Source organism: Pseudomonas sp. s4, from assembly GCF_046764235.1.
Taxonomy (GTDB): domain Bacteria; phylum Pseudomonadota; class Gammaproteobacteria; order Pseudomonadales; family Pseudomonadaceae; genus Aquipseudomonas; species Aquipseudomonas asiatica.
Window position 1 is genome coordinate 3,606,667 of record NZ_CP177209.1, and the last position, 24,290, is coordinate 3,630,956.

The window sequence follows — 24,290 nt, forward strand, 5'->3', positions numbered from 1 at the left end:
AGGCCGCTCCTACAAAGGCCGCGCCCCACAGAAGCGGCCTGGTACGGTGTTACTTCTGGACGGCGGCGAAGGCTTCGGCAACCCGTTGCAGGTTGGCCGGACGCAGGCCGGACATGCATACGCGGCCGCTGTCGATCAGGTACACGCCGAACTCGTCACGCAGGCGGCGCACCTGCTCGACGCTGAAGCCGGTGTAGCTGAACATGCCGCGCTGGCGCAGGAAGAACTGGAAGTCCTGGCCTGGCAGCAGCACGGCCAGGGCATCGACCAGCGCCTGGCGCATGTCGAGGATACGTTTGCGCATCACTTCGACTTCCTCGGCCCACTGGGCATTGAGGGCGGCATCGCCGAGCACGCCAGCAACCAGCTGGGCGCCGAAGTTGGGCGGGCTGGAGTAGTTGCGGCGCACGGTAGCCTTCAGCTGGCCGAGCACGCTCTGGGCAGTGGCTTCATCGTCGCAGACCACCGACAGGCCGCCGACACGCTCGCCGTACAGCGAGAAGATCTTCGAGAACGAGTTGCTGACCAGGCACGGCACGCCGGCGCGGGCCATTTCGCGGATGGCGTAGGCGTCTTCCACCAGGCCTTCGGCGAAGCCCTGGTAGGCGATGTCGAGGAACGGGATCAGTTGGCGTGCCTTGACCACTTCAACCACCTGTTGCCACTGGTGCTGTTCCAGGTCGGCGCCGGTGGGGTTGTGGCAGCACGGGTGCAGCAGCACCACGCTGTTGGCCGGCAGGGTCTGCAAGGTGGCCAGCATGCCGTCGAAGTCCACGCCACGGGTGGCCTGGTCGAAGTACGGGTAGGTGTGCACCTTGAAGCCGGCGCCTTCGAAGATGGCGCGGTGGTTGTCCCAGGTCGGGTTGCTGACCCAGACTTCGGACTGCGGGAAGTAGCGCTTGAGGAAGTCGGCGCCGACTTTGAGGGCGCCGGAACCGCCTACGGTCTGCACGGTGGCCACACGCCCGCCGGTAACAGCCGGGTGATCGGCACCGAACAGCAGCGCCTGGATCGCCTGGCGGTAGCTGGCCAGGCCTTCCATCGGCAGGTACAGAGAGGCTTCGTGGTCCTGGCCGGCGATGCGTTTCTCCACCGCATCCACAGCCGCCAGTTGCGGCACCACGCCGGCCTCATCGTAGTACAGGCCGATACTCAGGTTGACCTTGTCGGCGCGCGGGTCGGCCTTGAAGGTTTCCATCAACGAGAGGATCGGGTCGCCGGCATAGGCATCGACATGTTTGAACACAGCGTGCAGCTCCTTGGATCAGGACAGTTCGAAAAGGCAGCCCTGAGCATACCCGGAGTGCGGGCTCAGGAACATCAACTATTGTGCAAGGTTGTCTATGCAACATTGCATGGCTGAGGATTGGTGCTGGATTCTTCGCGGGCATGCCCGCCCCCACAGGTACTGCACAGGTCTCAAGGGCGGTGCTATCACTGTGGGAGCGGGCGCGCCCGCGAAGAGGCCGGGTCAGCCAAGCAGCTCTTTCAGGCCTTGCAATTCCTGCTCGGTCAACGCCACCCCCTCCTCCTCGGCCACCTCGCGCTCGCGGTAACGCCGCTCGCCCGGCATGCGCGTCAGCCCTACCGCCTGCATCTGCTCGACCAGTTCGCGGCTGCGCTGGGCAAACCGCTCGCCCTCGGCCTTGTTCGGGTCGATGACGATGATCAACTGCCCGGTCCACGGCGTCTTCGCCCCCGGGTGCCCCGACCAGTCGAACTCCCAGGAAAAATTCCCGCCGGTCAGCGCCGCCGCCAGCAACTCGACCATCATCGACAAGGCCGAGCCCTTGTGCCCGCCAAATGGCAGCAAGGCGCCGCCTTCCAGAATCGCCTTGGGGTCGGTGGTCGGCTCGCCATTGGCATCCACACCCATGCCCTGCGGCAATTGCTGGCCAGCACGCGCGGCAATCTGCACGTCGCCATGGGCCATGGCGCTGGTGGCCATGTCGAAGACGATCGGGTCATGTTCGGCGCAAGGTGCGGCAAAGGCGATGGGGTTGGTGCCGAACAGCGGCTTGCGGGCGCCGTGCGGCACCACGCAGGTCATGCTGTTGACCACGCTCAGGGCTACCAGGCCTTCGTCGGCGAAAGGCTCCACATCCGGCCACAGCGCGGCGAAGTGGTGCGAGTTGTGGATCGCCAGCACGGCGATGCCAGCGTTGCGCGCCTTCGCCACCAGAAGTTCACGGGCCGCCGCCAGCGCCGGCTGGGCGAAGCCGCCTGCGGCATCGACGCGAACATAACCGGGCGCCACGTCGCTGACCTTCGGCGTGGCCTGGCCATCGACCCAGCCGCTGGCCAATGTCGAAACATAGCCGGGCATGCGGAACACCCCATGGCTATGGGCACCATCGCGCTGGGCGCTGGCGCAGTTGTGGGCCAGCACCCGGGCCACGCTTTCGCTGCAGCCATGGCGCTGGAAAATGCTCTGCAACAGGCCCTGCAGCTCGGTAAAAGGCACACGCACGACGGTGCTGGTGGAAGGTGCGGACATCTGAAGCTCCTTGTTGGAATTGGAATGGCTACAGCGTTGCAACGACAAAAACTTTCCTGCATGTGACAGCTATCTGTCAAATGTTGACTTGATGACAGAAAACAGCCATTTTCTTTCGCAAGCCTTACCCCTGGAGCCGCAGCATGAGCCAACCGATCAAGCAACGCTTGGAAAACAGCCTCGAAGGGGCCGCTGCTTCGGGCCGCAAGATCGCCACCTACATGCTCGCCAATCTGCAGGAACTGCCGTTCCAGACCTCGGCCAGCATTGCCGCCAAGCTGGGCGTCAGCGAATCCAGCGTCGGCCGTTTCTGCCGCTCATTGGGTTATGCCCATCTCAAGGCGTTGAAGCAAGACCTGCAGAACGACCTGGGCGATGGCCCGTGGCTGGTCGGCGACCGCCTGCAAGATTACCGCCAGAACCAGGACGCCAGCGACAACGCCGGCAGCCTGGAGCTGGAAATCGCCGCCCTGGTGCGCGTGCACGAGTATCGCCAGAGCAGCGCCTGGCACAGCGTCGCCCAGCGCCTGGCAAGCAGGCAGCGGGTGTTCATCGCCGGCTTCCAGACCGAGCGTGGCATCGCCATGTGCATGAGCCACCTGCTGCAGTACCTGCGCGATGGCGTGCAGCTGGTGGATATGAGTGCCGGGCACTTTGGCGAAGTATTGCTGGGCCGCGCCGAAGACAGCGCCCTGGTGGTGTTCGAAGCCCGCCGTTATTCCCGCCATGCCCTGCTGTTGTGCCAGAAGGCGCGCGAGGCTGGCATAGCGGTCACCCTGGTGACCGACACCTTCTGTGACTGGGCCGATGCCAACGCCGACGAGGTGTTCCGCATCCCCACCGAGTTCAACCTGTTCTGGGAGTCCACCTCGACCATGCTGTCGTGGGTGCACCTGATGGTCAACGAGGTCTGCAAGAAGCTCGGGCCGGATGTTGAAAAGCGCTTGGAAGCAACTGCCGCTCTACATAACGAATTCGTCGGCTACACCTCGTGGTCGACGGGAAAACAACAATAGCAAGAGTGCAATGAGGTGCGAGATGAAAAAGACCATGGCCTTGGTGGGTGCGTGCGCCCTGCTGCTGTCGGGTGCCGCCAGTGCCGAAACCCTGCGCTTCGCCACCGAGGGCGCCTACCCGCCCTTCAACTATGTCGACGCCAATAACCAGTTGCACGGCTTCGACGTCGACATCACCCACGCCCTGTGCGAGCAGATGAAAGTCGAGTGCACGCTGGTGGCCCAGGACTGGGAAGGCATCATCCCGGCGCTGATGGCACGCAAGTACGACGCAGTGGTCGCGTCGATGATCAATACCGAAGAACGGCGCAAGAAAATCGCCTTCACCGACCACTATTACCGCACCCCGCTGACCGTTGCCGTGGCCAAGGACAGCAAGATCAACGACGCCCAGACCACCTTCGACGGCTACACCGTTGGCGCCCAGTCGTCGTCCACCCAGGCCATCTACGCCGAAGACGTCTACGCCAAGGCCGGTGCCGACGTGAAACTGTACCCGACCATGGACGAAGCCAACGCCGACCTGGCCGCGGGCCGCCTGGACGGGGTGATTGCCGACAAATTCCCGCTGCATGAGTGGATGACCAAGAACGGCGGGGACTGCTGCAAGATCCTCGGTGACGTGGCCGACACCAAGGCCGATGCCGCCATTGCCGTGCGCAAGGACGACGAAGCCCTGCGCCAACGCCTGAACACCGCGCTGCAACAGATCGTGGCCAACGGCACCTACCAGAAGATCGCCAGCAAGTACTTCGCTTTCGATATCTACAACTGATCTTCAGGAAACTGCGCAATTTCTGTAGGAGCGGCCTTGTGTCGCGACAGGGCCGCAAGGCGGCCCCGGCAATCCCTGCTGCGGCATAGATCCTGGGGCTGCTAAGCAGCCCTTTCGCGACACAAGGCCGCTCCTACAAAGAGTCCGCATTGCCCATCCTAGGGGTTTGTCATGCTCGATCAATTATCCTTGCTGTCCTTCGCCAGTGGAGGCTGGGGCCAGGCGTTGCTGGCCGGCGCCCTGGTCACTGTTTCCCTGGCCCTGGCCTGCCTGCCCATCGGCCTGCCGCTGGGCCTGGTCGTCGCCCTTGCAGCACGCTCGCGCAAGCGCTTGCCGCGAGCCTGGGCCACCACCTTCTCCACCGTGTTCCGTGGCCTGCCCGAACTGCTGACGCTGCTGATCATCTATTACGGCTGCCAGATCGCCGCACAGAAGACTCTCGCAGCCATGGGCTACCAGGGTGAGTTCCTGATCAATACCTTCCTCGCCGCGATGATCGCCTTCAGCCTGGTGTTCGCCGCGTTCTCCAGCGAGATCTGGCTGGCAGCCTTCAAGACCCTGCCCAAGGGCCAGCTGGAAGCCTGCTCGGCGTTGGGCCTGAGCAAGCGCACCGGCTTCTTCAAGGTGCTGCTGCCGCAATTGACCCGCATCGCCCTGCCCGGCCTGTCCAACAACTGGCTGTCGCTGCTCAAGGACACCTCGCTGGTCTCCACCATCTCGCTGGTCGACCTGATGCGCCAGACCAACCTGGCCGTCAGCGTGACCAAGGAGCCGATGTTCTTCTATGGCGTCGCCTGCCTGGGCTACCTGCTGTTCGCCGCCATTTCCGGGCGCGTGTTCGCCTTCATCGAACGGCGCAGCAACCGCCACCTGCAAGGAGCACGCGCATGAGCTTCGAACAACTGCTGGCGCTGGTACTCGACCCCGACCTGCTGGAACGCTACGGCCCACGCTTCCTCGATGGCCTGCTGGTAACGGCCAAGCTGGTGGCGATTTCCTTCAGCCTGGGTGCGGTGCTCGGCCTGTTGCTGGCCCTGGCGCGCATGTCGCGCAGCCTGCTGCTGCAGCGCATGGCCGCCGGCTATGTGTACTTCTTCCGCGGCTCGCCGCTGCTGGCCCAGCTGTTCCTTCTGTATTACGGCCTGGGTTCGCTCAAAGGCTTCTGGCAGGACGTCGGCCTGTGGTGGTTCTTCCGCGAGGCGTGGTTCTGCACCCTGCTGGCGTTCACCCTGAACACCGCCGCCTACCAGGCCGAGATCTTCCGCGGCAGCCTGATGGCCGTCGCCCCCGGCCAGCATGAGGCGGCGCGGGCGCTGAACCTGAAGCGCTCGACCACCTTTTTCAAGGTGATCCTGCCGCAGTCGCTGCTGGTGGCCATCGGCCCGCTGGGCAACGAACTGATCCTGATGATCAAGGCCAGCGCGATCGCCTCGCTGGTGACCATCTACGACCTGATGGGCGTGACCAAACTGGCCTTCTCGCGCAGTTTCGACTTCCAGATCTACCTGTGGGCCGCCGTGCTCTACCTGCTGATCGTCGAACTGGTGCGGCGCCTGCTGAAACACCTGGAAGCCCGCCTGGGCCGCCACCTGAACTGACCGAAGGATACGTTCCATGCATTGCCAGACCCTTGTCCTCGGCGCCGGCATCGTCGGCGTCAGCACCGCGCTGCACCTGCAGGCCCGCGGGCGCCAGGTGATCCTGATCGACCGCGACGAACCGGGCAGCGGCACCAGCCACGGCAACGCCGGGCTGATCGAGCGCTCCAGCGTGATCCCCTATGCCTTCCCGCGGCAACTGGGCGCGCTGCTGCGCTACGGCCTGAACCGCCAGCCCGATGTGCGCTACAGCCTGCTGCACCTGCCCAAGGCCGCACCCTGGCTGTGGCGCTACTGGCGCCAGTCTGCCCCCGGGCGCCTGGCCGGGGCCGCCGCCGATATGCTGCCACTGGTGCAACGCTGCGTCGAAGAGCACGACGCATTCATTGCTGCCGCAGGCCTGGAAGGGCTGGTGCAGGCCAAAGGCTGGATCGAAGTGTTCCGTGACCCGGCGCTGTTCGAGCAGGCCAAGGCCGACGCCAAGGGCCTGAGCCGATATGGCCTGCAGTTCGAAATCCTCGAATGCGGGCAGTTGCAGGCCCGCGAGCACCAGCTGGACGCCAGCGTGGTCGGCGGCATTCACTGGCTCGACCCCAAGACCGTGAACAACCCCGGCGCCCTCACCCGCGGCTACGCCACCCTGTTCACGCAGCGCGGCGGGCAGTTCCTGCATGGCGATGCGCGCAGCCTGCGCCAGGTCGACGGCCAATGGCGGGTCGACAGCCGCCGCGGCCCGATCACCGCCGACGAGGTGGTGGCCTGCCTCGGCCCGCAGTCAGCCGACCTGTTCAGCGGCCTTGGCTACCAGATCCCGCTGGCGATCAAGCGTGGCTACCACATGCACTACAGCACCCGTGACGGCGCGCAACTGGAGCATTCCATCTGCGACACCCAGGGCGGCTACGTGCTGGCGCCAATGGCCCGCGGCGTGCGCCTGACCACCGGCATCGAGTTCGACGCCAGCAGCGCGCCGGGCAACCAGATCCAGCTGGGCCGTTGCGAAGCCCTGGCGCGCAAGCTGTTCCCGGCCCTGGGTGAGCGCCTGGACGACACCCCGTGGCTGGGCCGCCGCCCGTGCCTGCCCGACATGCGCCCGGTGATCGGCCCGGCGCCGCGCCACCCAGGGCTGTGGTTCAACTTCGGCCACGCCCACCACGGCCTCACCCTGGGCCCGGTCAGCGGCCGGCTGGTGGCCGAACTGGTCACCGGCGAACGCCCCTTCACCGACCCCGCGCCCTACAGCGCGACCCGTTTCGACTGAACCCCTGCGGGAGAACAACAAGATGACCGCACCACTGAGCCTTGCCACCCTTGCCCCCGAACCCGACCCGCGCCCGGTGCTGATCCGCATCGAAGGCCTGAACAAGCACTACGGCGCGTTCCACGTGCTGCGCGACATCGACCTGCAGGTGCGCGAAGGCGAACGCATCGTGCTGTGCGGGCCGTCCGGCTCGGGCAAGTCGACCCTGATCCGTTGCATCAACCGCCTGGAAGTGGCCCAGCAGGGCAGCATCAAGGTGGATGGCATCGACCTGGCGGCCACCACCCGCGAAGCGGCGCAGGTGCGCAGCGACATCGGCATGGTGTTCCAGCACTTCAACCTGTTCCCGCACATGAGCGTGCTCGACAACTGCCTGCTGGCCCCCACCAGCGTGCGCGGCCTGTCGCGCAAGGACGCCGAGGAGCGGGCGCGCATGTACCTGAGCAAGGTCGGCATCGAAAGCCAGGCGCACAAGTACCCCAGCCAGCTGTCCGGCGGCCAGCAGCAGCGCGTGGCGATTGCCCGGGCGCTGTGCATGAAGCCGCGGATCATGCTGTTCGACGAGCCCACCTCGGCGCTGGACCCGGAGATGGTCGCCGAGGTGCTGGATGTGCTGGTGCAACTGGCCGGCACTGGCATGACCATGCTTTGCGTCACCCATGAAATGGGCTTTGCCCGCCAGGTAGCCGAGCGGGTGCTGTTCCTCGAGGGCGGGCAGATCATTGAAGACAGCCCACCGCAGGTGTTCTTCAACCAGCCGCGTACCGAGCGGGCCAAGGGGTTCCTGGCGCAGATACTGCACTGATTGAAAATGATGAAAGCTGGCGCGATATCTGTGTAGGAGCGGCCTTGTGTCGCGAAAGGGCTGCGCAGCAGCCCCAGGGTTTCAGCGCAGGTGCACAAATTGCCGGGGCTGCTTTGCAGCCCTTTCGCGACACAAGGCCGCTCCTACAGGTTCCGCGTCAGCCGAAGGAGTGAGCGACTCTGCCGGCCCTTCATTGCACCGCTGCAAAGACCCAACTGCATCGTTAAATATTATTGACCTTAACCCCCGCCAAACCCACGCCGCCACAGGCCCGCATCGGTTTCAGCCCCCAAAAACCGGCGCATTCCCTGCCATCAAGCCCTGCTCCGTCGTTTGACATATCGAACGGCTCTGGCAAGCTATCTACAAGCCCCGACCGGAATCGTCGCCTCCGACGAGCCGGCAGTGCTCGGGGCTACAGGTTGCACCCATGGCCCCGCGCCGTGCACCTGCACAACAACGACAGGCCGAACCTGTCCCAAGGTGACATATGTCCAACAGCAACATTGGCAACAAGCAACCCTCCCTGCGCAAACCCGTCGTCCTGATGACCATGGGCAGCCAAGAGCGCAAAGGCCATGACTACCAGGTCATGACCCACAAATACATCACCCCGCTGGTCGAGTTTTCCGATTGCGTCCCGGTGCTGGTGCCCACCTGCTGCGGCATCGAAGACCTCGAGACCTATCTGGACATGGCCGACGGCGTGTACCTGACCGGCGCCGGCAGCAACATCGACCCGGCCCTGTACGGCCAGGAAAACGAGACCCCCGGCAAAGGCCAGGACCAGAACCGCGACCTGTTCGACATCCCGCTGGTCAAGGCCGCGATCAAGCGTGGCCTGCCGATCTTCGGCATCTGCCGTGGCATGCAGGAAATCAACGTGGCCCTGGGTGGCGACATCTACCAGAAGGTGTACGCCGAGCCTGGCTTCAACGACCACCGGGAAAACCCGGAAGACCCGGTCGAGGTGCAATACGCCCAGGTGCACGGCGTGAAGATCAAGCCGGACAGCTGGCTGCGTGACACCCTGGGTACCGACGAGATTCGCGTCAACTCGCTGCATGGCCAAGGCCTGCACAAGCTCGGTGCCGGCATCGAGGCCATCGCCCACGCCGAAGACGGCTTGGTCGAGGCGATCCATGCCCCGAGCATCTCGCCATTCCTGTTCGCCGTGCAGTGGCACCCGGAGTGGCAAGCGGCGAAGAACCCGGATTCGATCAAGATTTTCCAGGCTTTCGGCGACGCTTGCCGGGCCCAGGTACGCAAGGCGCAGATCAAGCGCCAGCACGCTGCCTGACCCCAGTTTCCTCTGCTTTGATCGCGGGGCGGCGCAAGGCCGCCCCCGTTTTCCCCGGTCACCCTCTGCTGGTCCCAGAACACTTCCCGTGGAAACGGGCGGCGGGCTTGTGCCTGTCTCCGCGATCTTTTTTCCTGCCCCTCAAGAGATACGATGACTGATCGCGATTAGTCTGCCATCTATGTCTCATGCATCTCTTGTTGTCGCCTGTTCTGGCCTCTTCGCGGGCAACCCCGCTCCTACAAGCGCGACGCGGTCCCTGTAGGAGCGGATTTACCCGCGAAGAGGCCGGCACAGGCAATAACACGCCTTCCGCCCCTCCACAAAAAAATCTCCCCAAGGGACTAGTCATCGTACAGGTTGTACGATAACTTACCTCCAACGCAAAACATCACCCTTCACCCAAGCGCCACAGGATGCCAACAACAATGACTCCACAAGAACTCAAATCCATCCTCTCCCACGGCCTGCTGTCTTTCCCGGTCACCGACTTCAACGCCCAGGGCGACTTCAACCCGGCTGGCTACGTCAAGCGCCTGGAATGGCTGGCCCCGTACGGCGCCAGCGCTCTGTTCGCCGCCGGTGGCACCGGTGAGTTCTTCTCCCTGGCTGCCAGCGAATACAGCCAGGTGATCAAGACCGCCGTCGACACCTGCGCCAAGTCGGTCCCTATCCTTGCCGGCGTCGGTGGCTCCACCCGCCAGGCCATCGAATACGCGCAAGAAGCCGAGCGCCTGGGTGCCAAGGGCCTGCTGCTGCTGCCGCACTACCTGACCGAAGCCAGCCAGGAAGGCGTCGCCGCCCACGTCGAAGCCGTATGCAAATCGGTAAACATCGGCGTAGTCGTCTACAACCGCAACGTCTGCCGCCTGAACGCCGACCTGCTGGAAAAACTCGCCGAGCGCTGCCCGAACCTGGTCGGCTACAAGGACGGCCTGGGTGACATCGAGCTGATGGTGTCGATCCGTCGCCGCCTGGGCGACCGCTTCAGCTACCTGGGCGGCCTGCCGACCGCCGAGGTGTATGCTGCTGCCTACAAGGCCCTGGGCGTGCCGGTGTACTCCTCCGCCGTGTTCAACTTCGTGCCGAAGACCGCCATGGACTTCTACAACGCCATCGCCCGTGACGACCACGCCACCGTGGCCAAGCTGATCGACGACTTCTTCCTGCCGTACCTGGACATCCGCAACCGCAAGGCCGGCTACGCCGTGAGCATCGTCAAGGCCGGCGCCAGGATCGCCGGTTACGATGCCGGCCCGGTGCGTACTCCGCTTACCGACCTCACCGCCGACGAGTACGAAAAACTCGCCGCGCTGATGGACAAGATGGGCCCGCAGTAAGCGCCGCCCGCGGCCTGCCAGATGCCGCGCCCGGAGTGGGCCAGCCCCGCTCCGGTTACAATTCGTGAGCCCGCACAAAAATAACTAGTGGGAGTACTACCAGCATGCAAGCGACGAACAAGACGCATGTGCGCTACCTGATCCTGTTCATGCTGTTCCTGGTGACCACGATCAACTACGCTGACCGCGCCACCATTGCCATCGCGGGCTCCAGCCTGCAGAAAGACCTCGGCATCGATGCCGTGACCCTCGGCTACATCTTCTCCGCCTTCGGATGGGCATACGTGGCTGGCCAGATTCCTGGTGGCTGGCTGCTCGACCGCTTCGGTTCCAAGAACGTCTACGCCTTCAGCATCTTCACCTGGTCGCTGTTCACCCTGCTGCAGGGTTTTGTCGGTGGCCTGCCGGTGGCCTGGGCGGTGGTGACGCTGTTCACCCTGCGCTTTTTGGTCGGTTTTGCCGAAGCCCCGTCGTTCCCCGGCAATGCGCGCATCGTCGCGGCCTGGTTCCCGACCCAGGAACGCGGCACCGCCTCGGCCATCTTCAACTCGGCGCAGTACTTCGCCACTGCACTGTTCGCACCGATCATGGGCTGGATCGTGTTCAGCTTCGGCTGGGAGCACGTGTTCGTGGTGATGGGCGCACTGGGCATCGTGTTCTCCATGGTGTGGCTGAAGACCATCTACAACCCGCGCCAACACCCACGCATCAGCCCAGGTGAACTCGAGCACATCGAGCAGAACGGCGGCCTGGTGGACATGGACCAGAAGCGCGGCAACGACGGCCCGAAATGGGGCTACATCAAGCAACTGCTGACCAGCCGCATGCTGCTGGGCGTGTACCTGGGCCAGTACTGCATCAACGCCATCACCTACTTCTTCCTCACCTGGTTCCCGGTGTACCTGGTGCAGGAGCGCGGCATGACCATCCTCAAGGCCGGCTTCATCGCCTCGCTGCCGGCGGTCTGCGGCTTCATCGGTGGTGTGCTGGGCGGGGTGATCTCCGACTGGCTGTTGCGCCGCGGCAACTCGCTGACCTTCTCGCGCAAGCTGCCGATCGTCTGCGGCCTGCTGCTGTCGACCACCATGGTGTTCTGCAACTACGTCGACGCCGAGTGGATGGTGGTCGGCTTCATGACCCTGGCGTTCTTCGGCAAAGGCATCGGCGCGCTGGGCTGGGCGGTGGTCGCCGACACCTCGCCGAAACAGATCGCCGGGCTGTCGGGCGGGCTGTTCAACACCTTCGGCAACATCGCCTCGATCACCACGCCAATCGTGATCGGCTACATCATCAGCGCCACGGGTTCGTTCAAGTGGGCCCTGGTGTACGTCGGCGCCAACGCCCTGGTGGCGGTGTTCAGCTACCTGGTGATCGTCGGCCCGATCAAGCGCATCGAGCTGCGTGAAAGCCCAAAGCCTGACGCCGAGCCAGCGGCCGGCAGCGAACTGGCCGGCTCGCGCCACTGAGTGAACACGCCCGCGTCGGCCACCCCGCCGCGGGCGGATGTACAAAAGCCTGAGAACCTGACAAGTAGGGCCCGAACATGCAGTTGATCGAACATTCCGACTCGCCCCGCTACGTCCGCCTGCACGACGATGACAATGTCGTGGTGGTGGTCAATGATGGCGGCCTGGGCGAAGGCGCCCGCTTCGCCGACGGCCTGACCCTGGTCGAAGGCGTGCCACAGAGCCACAAGGTGGCCACCGTAGCCATCGCCAAGGGCGAACCGGTGCGCCGCTACGGGCAGATCATCGGCTACGCGCTGGAAGACCTGCGCCAAGGCAGCTGGGTGCAGGAAAGCCAGCTGGCCATGCCGGCCGCGCCGGAGCTGGACAGCCTGCCACGCTGCGACGCCGTCCCGCAGCCGCTGCCGCCGCTCGAAGGCTTCACCTTCGAAGGCTACCGCAACGCCGACGGCACCGTCGGCACCCGCAACATCCTCGGCATCACCACCACCGTGCAGTGCGTGGCCGGCGTGCTGGAGCATGCGGTAAAGCGCGTTCGCAGCGAGTTGCTGCCCAAGTATCCCAATGTCGATGACGTGGTGGCGATCACCCACAGCTACGGCTGCGGTGTGGCGATCAACGCGCGCGATGCCTACATCCCGATCCGCACGGTGCGCAACCTGGCGCGCAACCCCAACCTGGGCGGCGAGGCCCTGGTCATCAGCCTGGGCTGCGAAAAGCTGCAGGCCGGCCAGGTGATGCACGACAACGACCCGTCGGTGGACCTCAGCGCCCCGTGGCTGTACCGCCTGCAGGACGCCAGCCTGGGCTTTGTGGAAATGATCGAGCAGATCATGGAACTGGCCGAGACCCGCCTGAAGAAACTCGACCAGCGCCGCCGCGTAAGCGTGCCGGCCAGCGAACTGATCCTGGGTATGCAGTGCGGGGGCAGCGATGCCTTCTCGGGCATCACCGCCAACCCGGCGCTGGGCTACGCCGCCGACCTGCTGGTACGCGCCGGCGCCACCGTGCTGTTCTCGGAGGTGACCGAAGTGCGCGACGCCATCTACATGCTCACCTCGCGGGCGGAAAACCAGGAGGTCGCAGAAGCCCTGGTGCGCGAAATGGACTGGTACGACCGCTACCTGCAGCAAGGCGCCGCCGACCGCAGCGCCAACACCACGCCGGGCAACAAGAAAGGCGGCCTGTCGAATATCGTCGAGAAGTCCCTGGGGTCGATCGTCAAGTCCGGTAGCGGCGCCATCCAGGGCGTGCTCGGCCCGGGCGAGCGGGTCAACCGCAAAGGCCTGATCTTCTGCGCCACCCCGGCCAGCGACTTTGTCTGCGGCACCCTGCAACTGGCTGCCGGCATGAACCTGCATGTGTTCACCACCGGCCGCGGCACGCCATACGGCCTGGCCATGGCGCCAGTGGTCAAGGTATGCACCCGCAGCGAGCTGGCCCAGCGCTGGCCCGACCTGATCGACATCGACGCCGGGCGCATCGCCAGCGGCCGCTCGACCATCGAGGAGCTGGGCTGGGAGCTGTTCCACTACTACCTGGACGTGGCCAGCGGCCGCAAGCAGACCTGGGCCGAACAGCATCGCCTGCACAACGACATCACCCTGTTCAACCCGGCACCGATTACCTGATGACCCGGCTTCTCGACAGTGTCGCGATCCCTGTGGGAGCGGGCGAGCCCGCGAAGCAGGCAACCCGGTGTATGGCACCGGCTGCGCCGGTGTTCGCGGGCTCGCCCGCTCCCACAGGTCATGCGACAACCTGCCAGATTTTCTCTCAACCTACAGGAGCACCCCATGCCTGAAATCCTCGGCCACAACTTCATCGCCGGCCAGCGCAGCGCCGCTGGCCCGCAGCGCCTGCAGAGCCTGGACGCCAGCACCGGCGAGGCCCTGCCCTACAGCTTCGCCCAGGCCACCGAAAGCGAAGTGGACCAGGCCGCCAAGGCCGCGGCCGCCGCTTTCGCCGAATTCCGCCAGCTGGCCCCGGCGCGGCGCGCCGAATTCCTCGACGCCATCGCCGCCGAGCTGGACGAACTGGACGACGCCTTCGTCGCCATCGTCTGCCGTGAAACCGCCCTGCCCCCCGCCCGTATCCAGGGCGAGCGCGGCCGCACCAGCGGCCAGATGCGCCTGTTCGCCCAGGTGCTGCGCCGTGGTGACTTCCTCGGTGCACGCATCGACCTGGCCCTGCCCGAGCGTCAGCCCCTGCCACGCGTGGACCTGCGCCAGATGCGCATCGGCGTCGGCCCGGTCGCCGTGTTCGGCGCCAGCAACTTCCCGTTGGCCTTCTCCACCGCCGGTGGCGATACCGCTGCGGCCCTGGCCGCCGGTTGCCCGGTGGTGTTCAAGGCCCACAGCGGCCACATGGCCACCGCCGACCTGGTCGGCTGTGCCATCCAGCGCGCCGCCGAGCGCACCGGCATGCCCAAGGGCGTGTTCAACATGGTGTTCGGTGGCGGCGTCGGTGAGTGGCTGGTCAAACACCCGGCCATCCAGTCCGTCGGCTTCACCGGCTCGCTGAAAGGCGGTGACGCCCTGTGCCGCATGGCCGCCGAGCGCCCGCAGCCGATCCCGGTGTTCGCCGAGATGTCCAGTATCAACCCGGTCATCATCCTGCCGGGCGCCCTGGCCAAGCGTGGCGAAGCCATCGCCCGAGAACTGGCCGGTTCGGTGTGCCTGGGCGCAGGCCAGTTCTGCACCAACCCGGGCCTGGTGATCGGCCTGCAGTCGCCGCAGTACAGCCAACTGCTGGCCGAGCTTGGCCAGCACCTGAGCCAGCAGGCCGGCCAGACCATGCTCAACGCAGGTGGCCTGCGCAGCTACGTCGGTGGCCTGGAGCACCTACACGCCCATGCCGGTATCGAGCACCTGGCCGGCCAGGCGCAGGCAGGCAGCCAGGCGCGCGCCCAGCTGTTCAAGGCCGATGCCCGCCTGCTGATGGAGTCTGACCCGCTGTTGCAGGAAGAAGTGTTCGGCCCGACCACTGTTGCCGTGGAAGTGCAGGACAACGACCAGTTGCGCGCCGCCCTGCTCGGCCTGCGCGGCCAGCTGACCGCGACCCTGATTGGCGAGCCGGAAGACCTGCAGGCCTTCGCCTGGCTGGTACCCGTGCTGGAAGAGAAGGTCGGGCGGATCCTGGTCAACGGCTACCCGACCGGTGTCGAGGTGTGTGATGCGATGGTGCACGGCGGGCCTTACCCGGCCACGTCGGATGCGCGCGGCACGTCGGTCGGCACCCTGGCCATCGACCGCTTCCTGCGCCCGGTGTGCTACCAGAACTACCCGCAGGCACTGTTGCCTGAGGCACTGCGCGACGGCAACCCGCTGGGGCTGCGCCGGCTGGTAAATGGCCAGTGGAGTGAGGGCGCGATCTGATCGCCCCTTGAAACCAGAAAGCCCCGCGCATGGCGGGGCTTTTCTTTTGGCTGTACCGGCCTCTTCGCGGGTAAACCCGCTCCTACAGGGACCGCGCCGTACTTACAGGTAATGGATAACCTTGTGGGTTTACCCGCGATGAGGCCAGGTCAGGCAACAGAGAAGCCTCAGCCCCCCTGCGCCTCGGCCTCTTCATGCGCCTGGCGCAAGCGCTCGCGGCTGTTGCTCAGGTGCATGCGCATGGCCATCTTCGCCCCTTCGCTATCACGCCGGGCGATGGCTTCGTAGATCGCCTCGTGCTCATGCATCAGCCGGCTCATGTAGTGCGCCTGGTCATCATGGGCCAACCGCGCCGAATTCAACCGGGTACGCGGGATGATGCTGGTGCCCAGGTGGTTGATGATGTCGGCGAAGTAGTGGTTGCCGCTGGCCTGGGCAATGCGCAGGTGGAACTGGAAATCCGCCGACACCGCATCCGTGGCGTGGGCAGCCCCTTCGTTGAGTTCGTCCAGCGCCGCACGCATGCCGGCCAGCTCTTCGTCGCTGCGCCGCTGCGCCGCCAGGCCCGCCGATTCGATCTCCAGGGCAATGCGCAATTCCAGCACCGCCAACACTTCGCGAAGGGTGACCACGGTCGCCGGGTCGATACGGAAACCACCCGTTGCTGGCGCGTCCAGCACGAAGGTACCGATGCCGTGGCGGGTCTCGACCTGCCCGGCAGCCTGCAGCCGCGAGATCGCTTCACGCACCACCGTGCGGCTGACACCCTCTTCGGCCATGATCTGCGATTCGGTCGGCAGCTTGTCGCCGCGCTTGAGCTGGCCGCTGCGAATGCGCTCGGTCAGCACCGTGACCAGTTCCTGAGCCAGACTGCGCGGCTTGCGCCGGGTCTTTGCCTGTACCTGCTGCTCTGTCATTGCCCTGTATTTCACCTTGAAAGACAGCGCTCATCATAGCGCAAGCAGTTGTACGATCACATACACGCAGTGCGGTATTTCCCGGCATCCGTAGGCGACACGCAGCCCTGAACGAATGGTCTGGGCAGCCTGGGTACCGGCTGGTTTCCCTGCGACCAAGGTTGCGCTCCGGCGCAGCCTTCCCCTTCACAGCAGCTACACAACCTGTCCGGCTTGCTGATGTTCCTTTCGCTGACCCTTGCAAGCGCACTGTGGGCCTGGTTGGGCAATCGCATTGCCGGCTCCAGGGCACTGGGGCTGTTTTCCCTGGCCTGCGTGGTGCTGGCGATCGTGACCGTCGTACTCATGGGCAAGGCAGCGCAAAGCGGCCAATGGTTCGGCCTGTACCAGCGCCTGAACTACGGCGTATCGGTGATCTGGGTCGCCAGCCTGGCCTGGACCAGCCTGCGCAAACACCGCGCCAGCCCGTTGCGGATGGCAACAACCTGACGGCAATTTGCTGGCCCCCGGTAGCTGCTTGTGAAGGCAAACTTCGTTTTCCTTCAGATGCTTAGGACAGCAACATGCGAGTACTTCTAGCAACGATGGCCGGCTGCCTGCTAGCCACGCTCGCTTTCGGCGCCCAGGCACGGGCGCTGAGCCAGAACGATCGCCACACTTGCGGCTGGGGCGCACAGATAGCCGCCGAAGCGCAGCAGGCCAAGCTTTCCGGGGTAACCCTGTATGCCACGCGCAAGAAGTTGCAGGCGCGCAAATTCCCCAAACCGTGGATGCGCATGACCGCCTTCGGCATTACCGAACAGACCTACAACAGCCGCTCGCGGCTAAAGCCTGCAGCGATCAAGCAGACCTATTACGAGCAGTGCGTGCAACATGCGGTAGCAAGGCGATAAAGCTCTGGCTCTTTGGGCTGCGCTGTCGCGCAGAAAACAAATATCGCTCGTTTGAAGCGTCCTCTGCAGGAGCAGCCTTGTGCTGCGAAGAGGCCGGTACAAGCAATAGACAAGCTTTGTCAGTAACGGCCTCTTCGCAGCACAAGGCTGCGCCTACAGAACTTCACTAAACCAATGAGGCATGTGTTGTTCTATGAGAGCGGCCTTGGGCATTTGTTAAACTGATGAAAACTGTCGGACGCAACCAAGACCATTCGCAACATGGATGAACTACGCAAGATCGACCTCAACCTGCTGCTCGCCCTGCACGCCCTGCTGAGCGAAAAGCACGTCACCCGCGCCGCCTTGCGCCTGCACCGCAGCCAACCGGCGGTAAGCCACGCCCTGGCGCAGTTGCGCAAGCACTTCGACGACCCCTTGCTGGTGCGCCAGAACGGCCGCATGGCCTTGACCGCCCGCGCCCAATCGCTGGCCAAACCGCTGCACGACGCCCTGGGCAACCTCAACGGCCTGCTGGCCGCCCCACAGTTCGAACCGGCCAAGGCCCAGCGTCGCTTCAGGCTCTCGCTGTCCGACTATTCCTCGCGGATCATCCTGCCACCCCTGCTGCGCCACCTGCGCCAGGTCGCGCCCGGGGTAGACCTGGCCATCAGCCAGGCCAGCCGCGAAACCATGCTGGCCCAGTTGCTCGATGGTGAACTGGACTTGGCCCTGGGCATCTTCCCGGACTTGCCCCAGGCCATCACTGCGCAGCCGCTGTTCACCGACAGCTTCATCAGCGTTGCCGACCGCCAGGTGCTGCCGGCCAGCGGCGGCCTGGCCCTGGACGACTGGCTGGCCCGTCCGCATGTGCTGATGGCCATGCACCCGGATGCCTTCGATGAAATCGAACGCGCTCTCGCCGCGAAAGGCCTGCGTCGGCGGATTGCCCTGGCCTTGCCGCATTGGAGTGCGGCGGTCGAGGTGCTGGCCGGCACCGACCTGATCCTGACCGTGGCCAGCCGCGCGGTGGGCTCGCTGCACCAGCACAAGACATTGCGCCAGTTCGAGCCGCCACTGGCGATTGCTTCGTTCGATTACCAGCAGGCCTGGCACAGCCGCAAAGAGGACGACCCGGGGCATCGCTGGCTGCGAGAAACCGTGTGGGCGTGCAGCCAGCCGGGGCGCTGATCAGCCTTCCGACTGTTTCTCCACGGCAGGGGCATTGGCCGGCGAGCCTGCTGCCCAGGTGCCCTGCACCAGCAGAACGCCGCAGAGGATCAGCACCACACCCGCCAACCTGGCCAGACTGAGCGGCTTGCCTCCCAACCCCATCACCCCAAAGTGGTCTGCGACCACCGCCGTGATGATCTGCCCCGCCACCACCAGCACCAGGAACCCCGCTGCCCCAAGCCGGGGGGTGAGCGCAGCAGCACCGGCCACGTACAGCGCCCCCAGCACACCACCAACCCACAGCCACCAGGGCCCCTGCAAGGCCTTGCCCATGTCCGGCGCCGGCACCCTGAGGATCAGCAGCGCGGCGATCACTACCAGCGAACTTACCGTCAATGACGTGAACGCACCCCACAACCAGTGCCCCAGCGCCCGGCCGACGGCGGCATTACCCGCAGCCTGGAACGGCAGCACGGCACCGGCAAGCAACGCCAGGGCAAAGGGAAGTACCAGAAGGCACAAGGTCTTGCTGAACATGGCAGTCCTCATTGGTGACAGATGTTCAGGCGATGATCGGAAAATTCCCTTTATCCATGGAAATCGAAAGTGTGCACTCATGCTATTCGTCACATGGATACCAGCCAATTGGGCTAGGATGCTGCGCAGCCTCGCCGCCCGCGGCCTGAGCCGGCGGGTTCACGACTGAGGCCAGACCAAACCGTATGTGATGGAGCACATTCGATGACAGATGAACGTACAACCCTGATCGACCATGGGCAGTTGCCCACCCGCAACCTGGCCGAATGCCTGGCAGTGGATCAAAGGACCTTGGTCAGTGCACTGGCAGGCCAGTTGCCCGACACGCTGATCGAACAGCTGGCTACCTGCGCCGAAGAAACATGCTCGCAGGGCCTGTCAAAAAAAATTACGGGGATCGGCCTTGCCCTTGGGCAGTGGCTGGAACCCGCACCTGCGCACCAGCGCCAGCAGGTGTTGGAGCAGTGCAGCGCGCACAGCTCCGATACGGTGCGCAGCTGGGCGGCCTTCGCCCAGGCGCACCTGTCGCGCACGGTCGATCTCGAAGCCGCATTGCTGGCCCAGCTGCGTTTTGCTCGCGATGAACATTTTGGTGTGCGCGAATGGGCCTGGATGGCCCTGCGCCCGCGCCTGGCTCAAGCGCTGGATGATGCCCTGGCCCTGCTTGCCCGGCATGCCGGCGACAGCAACCCACTGGTACGACGCTTCTGTATCGAGGTGCTGCGCCCACGTGGCGTGTGGTGCGAGCACATCGCCGCACTCAAGCAAGCGCCCGAAGTGGCCGAGCCACTGTTGGTGCCGCGCCTGGCTGAGGCAGACAAGTATGCCCAGGACTCGGTTGCCAATTGGCTCAACGATGCCAGCAAGACTCGGCCCGATTGGGTGATGCAGCTGTTCGAACGACATCCGCCGTCATGCAAGGCATCACGGCGGATCCATGCGCGGGCAACCCGTAGCCTGCCCCAATGAATGGTCAGCGCGAGGTTTCGACGCGCAGCACTTCGGTGTAGATCGCGTCGACCGTCTGGCCGACCTTGAGGTTTTTCATGCGTGCCTGCAGGTCAGGGTTCTCTACCTTGACCACCTGCAGCTTGCCCTCCGGCGGCAACAGGCTCACTTCATGCGTCTTGAGGTCGATCTTCTTGATCTGCGAGGTCACCCTGACCTGGCGGAACGCCTCGCCGCCCGGGTTGGGGTTGTCTGCCGTGGCGCGAATGGTACCGGACTCTTCAGTCGCCTTCGGTGCACCGCCCACCTCCGGGTTGAGCACATAGGCCACCGCACGGGTCACGTAGATGTCGACTTGGTCACCCACCTTGAGGTTGGGCAGCGCCTTGGCCTTTTCAGTGAGCTGGAAGGTCACATCCTTCTTGGCGTCAGGGCCTTTCACCGTGACCTGTCGGTTAGCCAGGTCGATGGCCGTGACCTGCGTGGTGACGTGGCTTTCCAGCGCCTCGCTACCAATGGGAATACCGGCAGCCTGCACCGTGAAGCTGAAGGCAGACGCCAGGGTGGCAACGGCAATGGCACGAGCGAGAGAGCGAATTGGATTCATAGGCCTGCTTCCATGTAATCGAGACCGGGTAGGGACGTGAAATGATCACGCGCCAACAAGCATAGCCCTTGCCTGACACATTGCCGGCCCTTCCCCCTCACGACGCGTTTTGTCGCTTTTTCTGCCAGCTGCATTCTTGCAATAGCAAATACGAACTCTTTACACTTGCTTTACATTTGCAAATCATTACTATTCGTGACCTTCAAATACAACAAAGAGTCACCTGTAATGGCAAAAAAGTCTGTTGTCCCAGCATCCATTTCCGTGCTGGGCATTCTGGTTGTACCTGCTGTTCACGCGGTCCAATCTGAATCGCAGGGTTCCCTCGCCTTGCCCGCCACTGCGGTCACCAGCGCCTACGAGCAGCAAAGCTACAAGGCCAGCGAAAGCCGCAGCGCCATGAAGATCGACGCCCCGCTGCGCGACATCCCGCAAACCGTCAACGTCGTGCCCGAAAGCGTGATCAAGGACCAGGGTGCGCAGTCCATGGAAGACGTGCTGAAGAACGTGCCCGGCGTCGGCCTGTCCAACGGCGACGGCCAGCGTGACCAGGTGACCATTCGCGGCTTCAGCGCCATTGGCGACATGTACATCGACGGCGTGCGCGACGACGCGCTGTACTTCCGCGACCTGTCCAACATCGAGCGGGTCGAGGTGATCAAGGGCCCTGCCGCCGTGCTGTATGGCCGCGGCTCTTCGGGCGGCCTGATCAACAGCATCAGCAAGAAGCCGAGCTTCACGCCCAAGCGCGAAGTCGGCATGAGCTTCGACAGCGAAGGCAAGCGCCGCACCCAGTTCGACACCGGCTGGGCCGACCCGCAAAGCAACCAGGCCTACCGCGTGACCGGCGCCTTCGAAGACAGCGACACCTTCCGCGACGATGGCTATATCGACCGCAAGGCCATCGCGCCATCGGCCTACTTCCGCCTCTCCGACGACCTGGAACTGAACCTGGGCGCCACCTACCTGTACGACAAGCGCCTGATCGACTTCGGCATCCCGGCGCTGGGCAACCGCCCGGTAGATGTGGACCGCGACAAGCGCTTCGGCTCCGGCGATGCCGACCAGGACTACGCCCGCAGCGAAGTGTTCTCGCTGACTGCCAGCCTGGACTACCGCATCAACGACGACTTCACCCTGACCAACACCAGCCGGTACTACCGCTACGACCTGGACCGCAACAACACCTTGGCCGACAGCAGCCCTACGCGCTTCGTCACCGCGCCTGACGGCGAACTGCTGGTCAAGCTCAACCGTGGCAACGTCGCCCGCGACGAGTACGGCATGTTCAACCAGACGGAACTCAAGCAACAGGCGCAGCTTGCCGGCATGCAGCACAACCTGCTGTATGGCGTTGAAGTGGGCTTCCAGGACAAGCACCAGCGGGTGCTGAGCCAGAACAACGTGGCCCAGGTGCCGGTGTACCGCGACGCCCTGGTGCCGGTGCCGGAGCACGCCGCCAACCTGTCGTCCAAGGGCACCAACTTCCAGCAGACCGCCGGCCTGTATGTGCAGGACATGATCGAGCTGAACGAGCACTGGAAGGCCCTGGTCGGTGTGCGTTATGACATCTTCGGCCAGGAGTACGACGACGACCGCGCGCAGAACGTCGACCTCGACCGTACCGACAAGACCTGGAGCCCACGTGCCGGCCTGGTGTACCAGCCGGATAACATCCAGTCCTACTATGTGTCGGTCAGCCGCAGTTACCAGCCTTCGGGCGAAGTGTTCGCGGTCAGCCCGACCAACCAGCATCTGGAGCCGGAAGAAACCACCAACTACGAAATCGGCGCCAAGTGGGACCTGCTCGACAGCCGCCTGTCGGTGACCGCAGCGGTATTCCGCCTCGAGCGCACCAACATGAAGACCGCCGACCCGGCCAACCCCAACCTGACTGTGCTGGCCGGCGAACAGCGCACCGACGGTTTCGAAGCCACCGTCAGCGGGCAGCTCACGGACAAGTGGCAGATCTACGCCGGCTACGCCTACCTGGATGCCGAGATCACCAAGTCCAACAACAAGACCAATGGCGTGGCCAACGAAGGCCAGACTCCTACCCTGACGCCGCGTAACAGCGCCAACGTCTGGCTGGTGCGCACGCTGACCCCGGAATGGCGCGTGGCCGCCGGCGCCAACTACGTCGACGAGCGCTACACCGCACTCGACAACGTGGTGGTGATGCCGGGCTACACCACCTTCGACGCCGCGCTGCTGTACAGCGTGCCGCAGTGGGATGCCGCGCTGCGCCTCAAGAACGTGTTCGACCGCGACTACTATGCCTCCGCGCACGGTTCGGTTGACCTGATTACCCCAGGTGCACCGCGCACGCTGGAAGCCAGCTTCAACTACCGGTTCTGATCGCTGCCCCAGGCGCAAGGCCTTGCCATGGTGCAAGGCCTTGCGCTGCATCTGATGCAACGCAAGCGTTCACCGCTTCGCTTGAATGCAATATCCTGTGCAGTGTATGGCACCGGCCTTGCCAGTGTTCGCGGCGGTTCGACGCCTCGGTAAACCCACTCCCACAGGGGCAGCACCTTGCTTGCGATCGCAGAGTCCTGCACCTCGGTAAGGAGAGCATATGAGCAGTAAACCGATTCGCCCCTCCACGTCCTGGGCGCTGACCACCCTGCTCGCCTTCAGCCTGGCACTCACCGCCGGCTGCTCCAGCAAAGCCAGCAAGGCCAGGTACGCGACGCCGGCAACGGGCTCCAACTGCTTCGCCAAGGCCGTCCCCACCACCGGCGAAGGCGGCCTCGCGTGGGGCAATACGCTGAGCATTGCCCGGCAGAAATCGCTGAACAACTGCGTGCGTTATGCAAGCCGGTCAGGAGGCACACCGAAGACTTGCCAGGTGGTGATGGCCAAGTGCAAGAACTGAGCGCTTGGCCCCTGGGCTCAACCTCGAATGATCACCAATTCAAGGTACTCACTCGGCACCACCAACGACGACGAGCCGCCCACATTGCTTTCGTTCAGCAACTGGGTCAGATCCCGCTCCAGCGCCCCGGCCGCTTCCGGCTCCAGCGAGGCAAACGCTTTGTGCACCGGCCCGTACCAGGTGCGGAACACCTCGATGAAATGCGCCGCCGAGCGATAGCGGAAGTTGAAGTGCTGGCGGCTGACCTTCAATTCGCCCAGCGCCTCCTCGAACATCACGCGCAACTGTTCTTCATCACCCCAGCGTGAAGGCGGCAAAGCCCCGGCTGGTGGCGGTACATGCCGCCCGAGGGTCTTGAACATCTGCCCGACGAACCCTTGCGGGGTCCAGTTGGCCAGACCGATCCGGCCACCGGGCCGGCACACCCGACTCAGTTCGCGTGCGGCCTGGGCCTGGTCGGGCGCGAACATCACGCCGAAAGTGGACAGCACGGCATCGAAGGTGCCATCGGCAAACGGCAGCGCTTCGGCATCGGCGACCTGGAACACCACATTGAGGTGCTCGGCCCGCGCGCGTTCTTCACCGCGCTTGAGCAGCTCGGGCACATAGTCGGTGGAGGTGACACGGCAGCCGCGCCGGGCAGCAGCCAGGGTGGCATTGCCGTTGCCGGCGGCGACATCCAGCACCTGCTCGTCCCAGCGCAGGTCACAGGCTTCGGCCAGGCGTTCGCCAACCAGTTGCAGGGTGGTGCCGATTACCGCGTAGTCGCCACTGGCCCACGCGGCTTGCTGGCGGGCTTTGAGGGCATTGGTATCCAAAGGGGTGCTCATGGTCTGCGCCTTCTTGTTGTGCGCGGCCGAGGTCCTTCTGGCGGTCAACGCGCCATGGATCGAGGGGATGGGAGCAAAACGCTACGCGCCTGG

The 24,290-nt window shown here is 64.5% G+C and carries 22 protein-coding genes and 1 pseudogene; 17 read left to right on the plus strand and 6 right to left on the minus strand.

Annotated features, from left to right (window positions below; all coding sequences use genetic code 11):
* Positions 1–49 precede the first annotated feature (49 nt).
* Positions 50–1,246 (minus strand): aromatic amino acid transaminase, encoded by a 1,197-nt coding sequence (locus tag ACK56M_RS16755; protein WP_015270691.1) that lies wholly within the window; start codon positions 1,244–1,246, stop codon positions 50–52.
* Between the two features lie 225 nt (positions 1,247–1,471).
* Positions 1,472–2,497: an Ldh family oxidoreductase gene (locus tag ACK56M_RS16760; RefSeq protein WP_100413475.1), complete on the minus strand. Its 1,026-nt coding sequence runs from the start codon at positions 2,495–2,497 to the stop codon at positions 1,472–1,474.
* A 143-nt stretch (positions 2,498–2,640) separates the two neighbouring features.
* Here ACK56M_RS16760 and ACK56M_RS16765 point away from each other — a divergent pair, with 143 nt between their 5' ends.
* The 11 genes from ACK56M_RS16765 to ACK56M_RS16815 all read left to right on the plus strand — a co-directional run bounded on the left by ACK56M_RS16765 (position 2,641) and on the right by ACK56M_RS16815 (position 15,435).
* Positions 2,641–3,513, plus strand: a complete 873-nt coding sequence (locus ACK56M_RS16765) for a MurR/RpiR family transcriptional regulator (RefSeq protein ID WP_015270693.1) — start codon at positions 2,641–2,643, stop codon at positions 3,511–3,513.
* Positions 3,514–3,535: 22 nt separating this feature from the next.
* Positions 3,536–4,288, plus strand: a complete 753-nt coding sequence (locus tag ACK56M_RS16770; RefSeq protein WP_013972985.1) for a transporter substrate-binding domain-containing protein — start codon at positions 3,536–3,538, stop codon at positions 4,286–4,288.
* A 171-nt stretch (positions 4,289–4,459) separates the two neighbouring features.
* The gene (locus tag ACK56M_RS16775) at positions 4,460–5,179 is read left to right on the plus strand and encodes an ABC transporter permease (protein ID WP_054573558.1); all 720 of its coding nucleotides are present in this window, start codon (positions 4,460–4,462) and stop codon (positions 5,177–5,179) included.
* Complete coding sequence (locus tag ACK56M_RS16780; protein WP_004376258.1) at positions 5,176–5,886, plus strand: ABC transporter permease; 711 nt, start codon at positions 5,176–5,178, stop codon at positions 5,884–5,886. Before ACK56M_RS16775 ends, ACK56M_RS16780 begins: the two co-directional genes overlap by 4 nt.
* A 16-nt stretch (positions 5,887–5,902) precedes the next feature.
* Complete coding sequence (locus ACK56M_RS16785; protein WP_102083637.1) at positions 5,903–7,147, plus strand: NAD(P)/FAD-dependent oxidoreductase; 1,245 nt, start codon at positions 5,903–5,905, stop codon at positions 7,145–7,147.
* 22 nt (positions 7,148–7,169) lie between these two features.
* A complete protein-coding gene (locus ACK56M_RS16790) occupies positions 7,170–7,952 on the plus strand; it encodes an amino acid ABC transporter ATP-binding protein (protein WP_013972988.1) in 783 nt (260 codons plus the stop codon).
* Positions 7,953–8,442: 490 nt separating this feature from the next.
* Entirely contained in the window at positions 8,443–9,252 is an 810-nt protein-coding gene (locus ACK56M_RS16795; protein ID WP_015270696.1) for a gamma-glutamyl-gamma-aminobutyrate hydrolase family protein, read from the plus strand.
* A 428-nt stretch (positions 9,253–9,680) separates the two neighbouring features.
* The gene (kdgD, locus tag ACK56M_RS16800) at positions 9,681–10,592 is read left to right on the plus strand and encodes a 5-dehydro-4-deoxyglucarate dehydratase (RefSeq protein ID WP_191472565.1); all 912 of its coding nucleotides are present in this window, start codon (positions 9,681–9,683) and stop codon (positions 10,590–10,592) included.
* A 104-nt stretch (positions 10,593–10,696) separates the two neighbouring features.
* A complete protein-coding gene (locus ACK56M_RS16805) occupies positions 10,697–12,058 on the plus strand; it encodes an MFS transporter (protein ID WP_191472564.1) in 1,362 nt (453 codons plus the stop codon).
* A gap of 77 nt (positions 12,059–12,135) precedes the next feature.
* Positions 12,136–13,689: a galactarate dehydratase gene (gene garD, locus ACK56M_RS16810; protein WP_054573561.1), complete on the plus strand. Its 1,554-nt coding sequence runs from the start codon at positions 12,136–12,138 to the stop codon at positions 13,687–13,689.
* Positions 13,690–13,854: 165 nt separating this feature from the next.
* Positions 13,855–15,435, plus strand: coding sequence for an aldehyde dehydrogenase (NADP(+)) (locus ACK56M_RS16815; protein WP_054573562.1), 1,581 nt, complete (start codon positions 13,855–13,857; stop codon positions 15,433–15,435).
* A 167-nt stretch (positions 15,436–15,602) separates the two neighbouring features.
* Here ACK56M_RS16815 and ACK56M_RS16820 read toward each other — a convergent pair whose 3' ends face one another.
* Positions 15,603–16,352 carry a FadR/GntR family transcriptional regulator gene (locus tag ACK56M_RS16820; protein WP_085720651.1) on the minus strand — a complete coding sequence of 250 codons (750 nt, stop codon included), beginning with the start codon at positions 16,350–16,352 and terminating at the stop codon, positions 15,603–15,605.
* A gap of 114 nt (positions 16,353–16,466) precedes the next feature.
* Between ACK56M_RS16820 and ACK56M_RS16825 the strand changes: the two are divergent.
* From ACK56M_RS16825 to ACK56M_RS16835, 3 genes and pseudogenes are all read left to right on the plus strand, one after another.
* Positions 16,467–16,841, plus strand: a pseudogene (locus tag ACK56M_RS16825) (DUF998 domain-containing protein); the annotation flags it as partial.
* 74 nt (positions 16,842–16,915) lie between these two features.
* A complete protein-coding gene (locus ACK56M_RS16830) occupies positions 16,916–17,245 on the plus strand; it encodes a hypothetical protein (protein WP_023660807.1) in 330 nt (109 codons plus the stop codon).
* A gap of 261 nt (positions 17,246–17,506) precedes the next feature.
* Positions 17,507–18,415: a LysR family transcriptional regulator gene (locus ACK56M_RS16835; RefSeq protein ID WP_054572581.1), complete on the plus strand. Its 909-nt coding sequence runs from the start codon at positions 17,507–17,509 to the stop codon at positions 18,413–18,415.
* Here the strand turns inward: ACK56M_RS16835 and ACK56M_RS16840 are convergent, their stop codons facing one another.
* Positions 18,416–18,934, minus strand: a complete 519-nt coding sequence (locus ACK56M_RS16840) for a DMT family transporter (RefSeq protein WP_015270704.1) — start codon at positions 18,932–18,934, stop codon at positions 18,416–18,418. It abuts the gene before it with no gap.
* A gap of 204 nt (positions 18,935–19,138) precedes the next feature.
* Here ACK56M_RS16840 and ACK56M_RS16845 point away from each other — a divergent pair, with 204 nt between their 5' ends.
* The gene (locus tag ACK56M_RS16845; RefSeq protein WP_015270705.1) at positions 19,139–19,903 is read left to right on the plus strand and encodes a hypothetical protein; all 765 of its coding nucleotides are present in this window, start codon (positions 19,139–19,141) and stop codon (positions 19,901–19,903) included.
* Positions 19,904–19,907: 4 nt separating this feature from the next.
* Here the strand turns inward: ACK56M_RS16845 and ACK56M_RS16850 are convergent, their stop codons facing one another.
* Entirely contained in the window at positions 19,908–20,489 is a 582-nt protein-coding gene (locus tag ACK56M_RS16850) for a hypothetical protein (protein ID WP_013973000.1), read from the minus strand.
* A 228-nt stretch (positions 20,490–20,717) separates the two neighbouring features.
* Between ACK56M_RS16850 and ACK56M_RS16855 the strand changes: the two genes are divergently transcribed.
* On the plus strand, positions 20,718–22,847 hold the full coding sequence (locus ACK56M_RS16855; protein ID WP_054572578.1) for a TonB-dependent receptor: 2,130 nt from the start codon (positions 20,718–20,720) through the stop codon (positions 22,845–22,847).
* A 220-nt stretch (positions 22,848–23,067) separates the two neighbouring features.
* On the plus strand, positions 23,068–23,367 hold the full coding sequence (locus ACK56M_RS16860) for a hypothetical protein (RefSeq protein WP_003260568.1): 300 nt from the start codon (positions 23,068–23,070) through the stop codon (positions 23,365–23,367).
* A gap of 17 nt (positions 23,368–23,384) precedes the next feature.
* Here ACK56M_RS16860 and ACK56M_RS16865 read toward each other — a convergent pair whose 3' ends face one another.
* Positions 23,385–24,197: a class I SAM-dependent methyltransferase gene (locus ACK56M_RS16865; RefSeq protein ID WP_411958800.1), complete on the minus strand. Its 813-nt coding sequence runs from the start codon at positions 24,195–24,197 to the stop codon at positions 23,385–23,387.
* Between the last annotated feature and the right edge of the window lie 93 nt (positions 24,198–24,290).

Coding starts and splice junctions, on each gene's coding strand:
- ACK56M_RS16780 (WP_004376258.1), top strand. CDS start 5,176: ATGAGCTTCGAACAACTGCTGGCGCTGGTACTCGACCCCGACCTGCTG.
- ACK56M_RS16805 (WP_191472564.1), top strand. CDS start 10,697: ATGCAAGCGACGAACAAGACGCATGTGCGCTACCTGATCCTGTTCATG.
- ACK56M_RS16855 (WP_054572578.1), top strand. CDS start 20,718: ATGGCAAAAAAGTCTGTTGTCCCAGCATCCATTTCCGTGCTGGGCATT.
- ACK56M_RS16775 (WP_054573558.1), top strand. CDS start 4,460: ATGCTCGATCAATTATCCTTGCTGTCCTTCGCCAGTGGAGGCTGGGGC.
- ACK56M_RS16765 (WP_015270693.1), top strand. CDS start 2,641: ATGAGCCAACCGATCAAGCAACGCTTGGAAAACAGCCTCGAAGGGGCC.
- ACK56M_RS16860 (WP_003260568.1), top strand. CDS start 23,068: ATGAGCAGTAAACCGATTCGCCCCTCCACGTCCTGGGCGCTGACCACC.
- ACK56M_RS16850 (WP_013973000.1), bottom strand. CDS start 20,489: ATGAATCCAATTCGCTCTCTCGCTCGTGCCATTGCCGTTGCCACCCTG.
- ACK56M_RS16785 (WP_102083637.1), top strand. CDS start 5,903: ATGCATTGCCAGACCCTTGTCCTCGGCGCCGGCATCGTCGGCGTCAGC.
- ACK56M_RS16865 (WP_411958800.1), bottom strand. CDS start 24,197: ATGAGCACCCCTTTGGATACCAATGCCCTCAAAGCCCGCCAGCAAGCC.
- ACK56M_RS16835 (WP_054572581.1), top strand. CDS start 17,507: ATGGATGAACTACGCAAGATCGACCTCAACCTGCTGCTCGCCCTGCAC.
- kdgD (WP_191472565.1), top strand. CDS start 9,681: ATGACTCCACAAGAACTCAAATCCATCCTCTCCCACGGCCTGCTGTCT.
- ACK56M_RS16845 (WP_015270705.1), top strand. CDS start 19,139: ATGACAGATGAACGTACAACCCTGATCGACCATGGGCAGTTGCCCACC.
- ACK56M_RS16830 (WP_023660807.1), top strand. CDS start 16,916: ATGCGAGTACTTCTAGCAACGATGGCCGGCTGCCTGCTAGCCACGCTC.
- ACK56M_RS16820 (WP_085720651.1), bottom strand. CDS start 16,352: ATGACAGAGCAGCAGGTACAGGCAAAGACCCGGCGCAAGCCGCGCAGT.
- ACK56M_RS16760 (WP_100413475.1), bottom strand. CDS start 2,497: ATGTCCGCACCTTCCACCAGCACCGTCGTGCGTGTGCCTTTTACCGAG.
- ACK56M_RS16840 (WP_015270704.1), bottom strand. CDS start 18,934: ATGTTCAGCAAGACCTTGTGCCTTCTGGTACTTCCCTTTGCCCTGGCG.
- ACK56M_RS16770 (WP_013972985.1), top strand. CDS start 3,536: ATGAAAAAGACCATGGCCTTGGTGGGTGCGTGCGCCCTGCTGCTGTCG.
- garD (WP_054573561.1), top strand. CDS start 12,136: ATGCAGTTGATCGAACATTCCGACTCGCCCCGCTACGTCCGCCTGCAC.
- ACK56M_RS16790 (WP_013972988.1), top strand. CDS start 7,170: ATGACCGCACCACTGAGCCTTGCCACCCTTGCCCCCGAACCCGACCCG.
- ACK56M_RS16795 (WP_015270696.1), top strand. CDS start 8,443: ATGTCCAACAGCAACATTGGCAACAAGCAACCCTCCCTGCGCAAACCC.
- ACK56M_RS16815 (WP_054573562.1), top strand. CDS start 13,855: ATGCCTGAAATCCTCGGCCACAACTTCATCGCCGGCCAGCGCAGCGCC.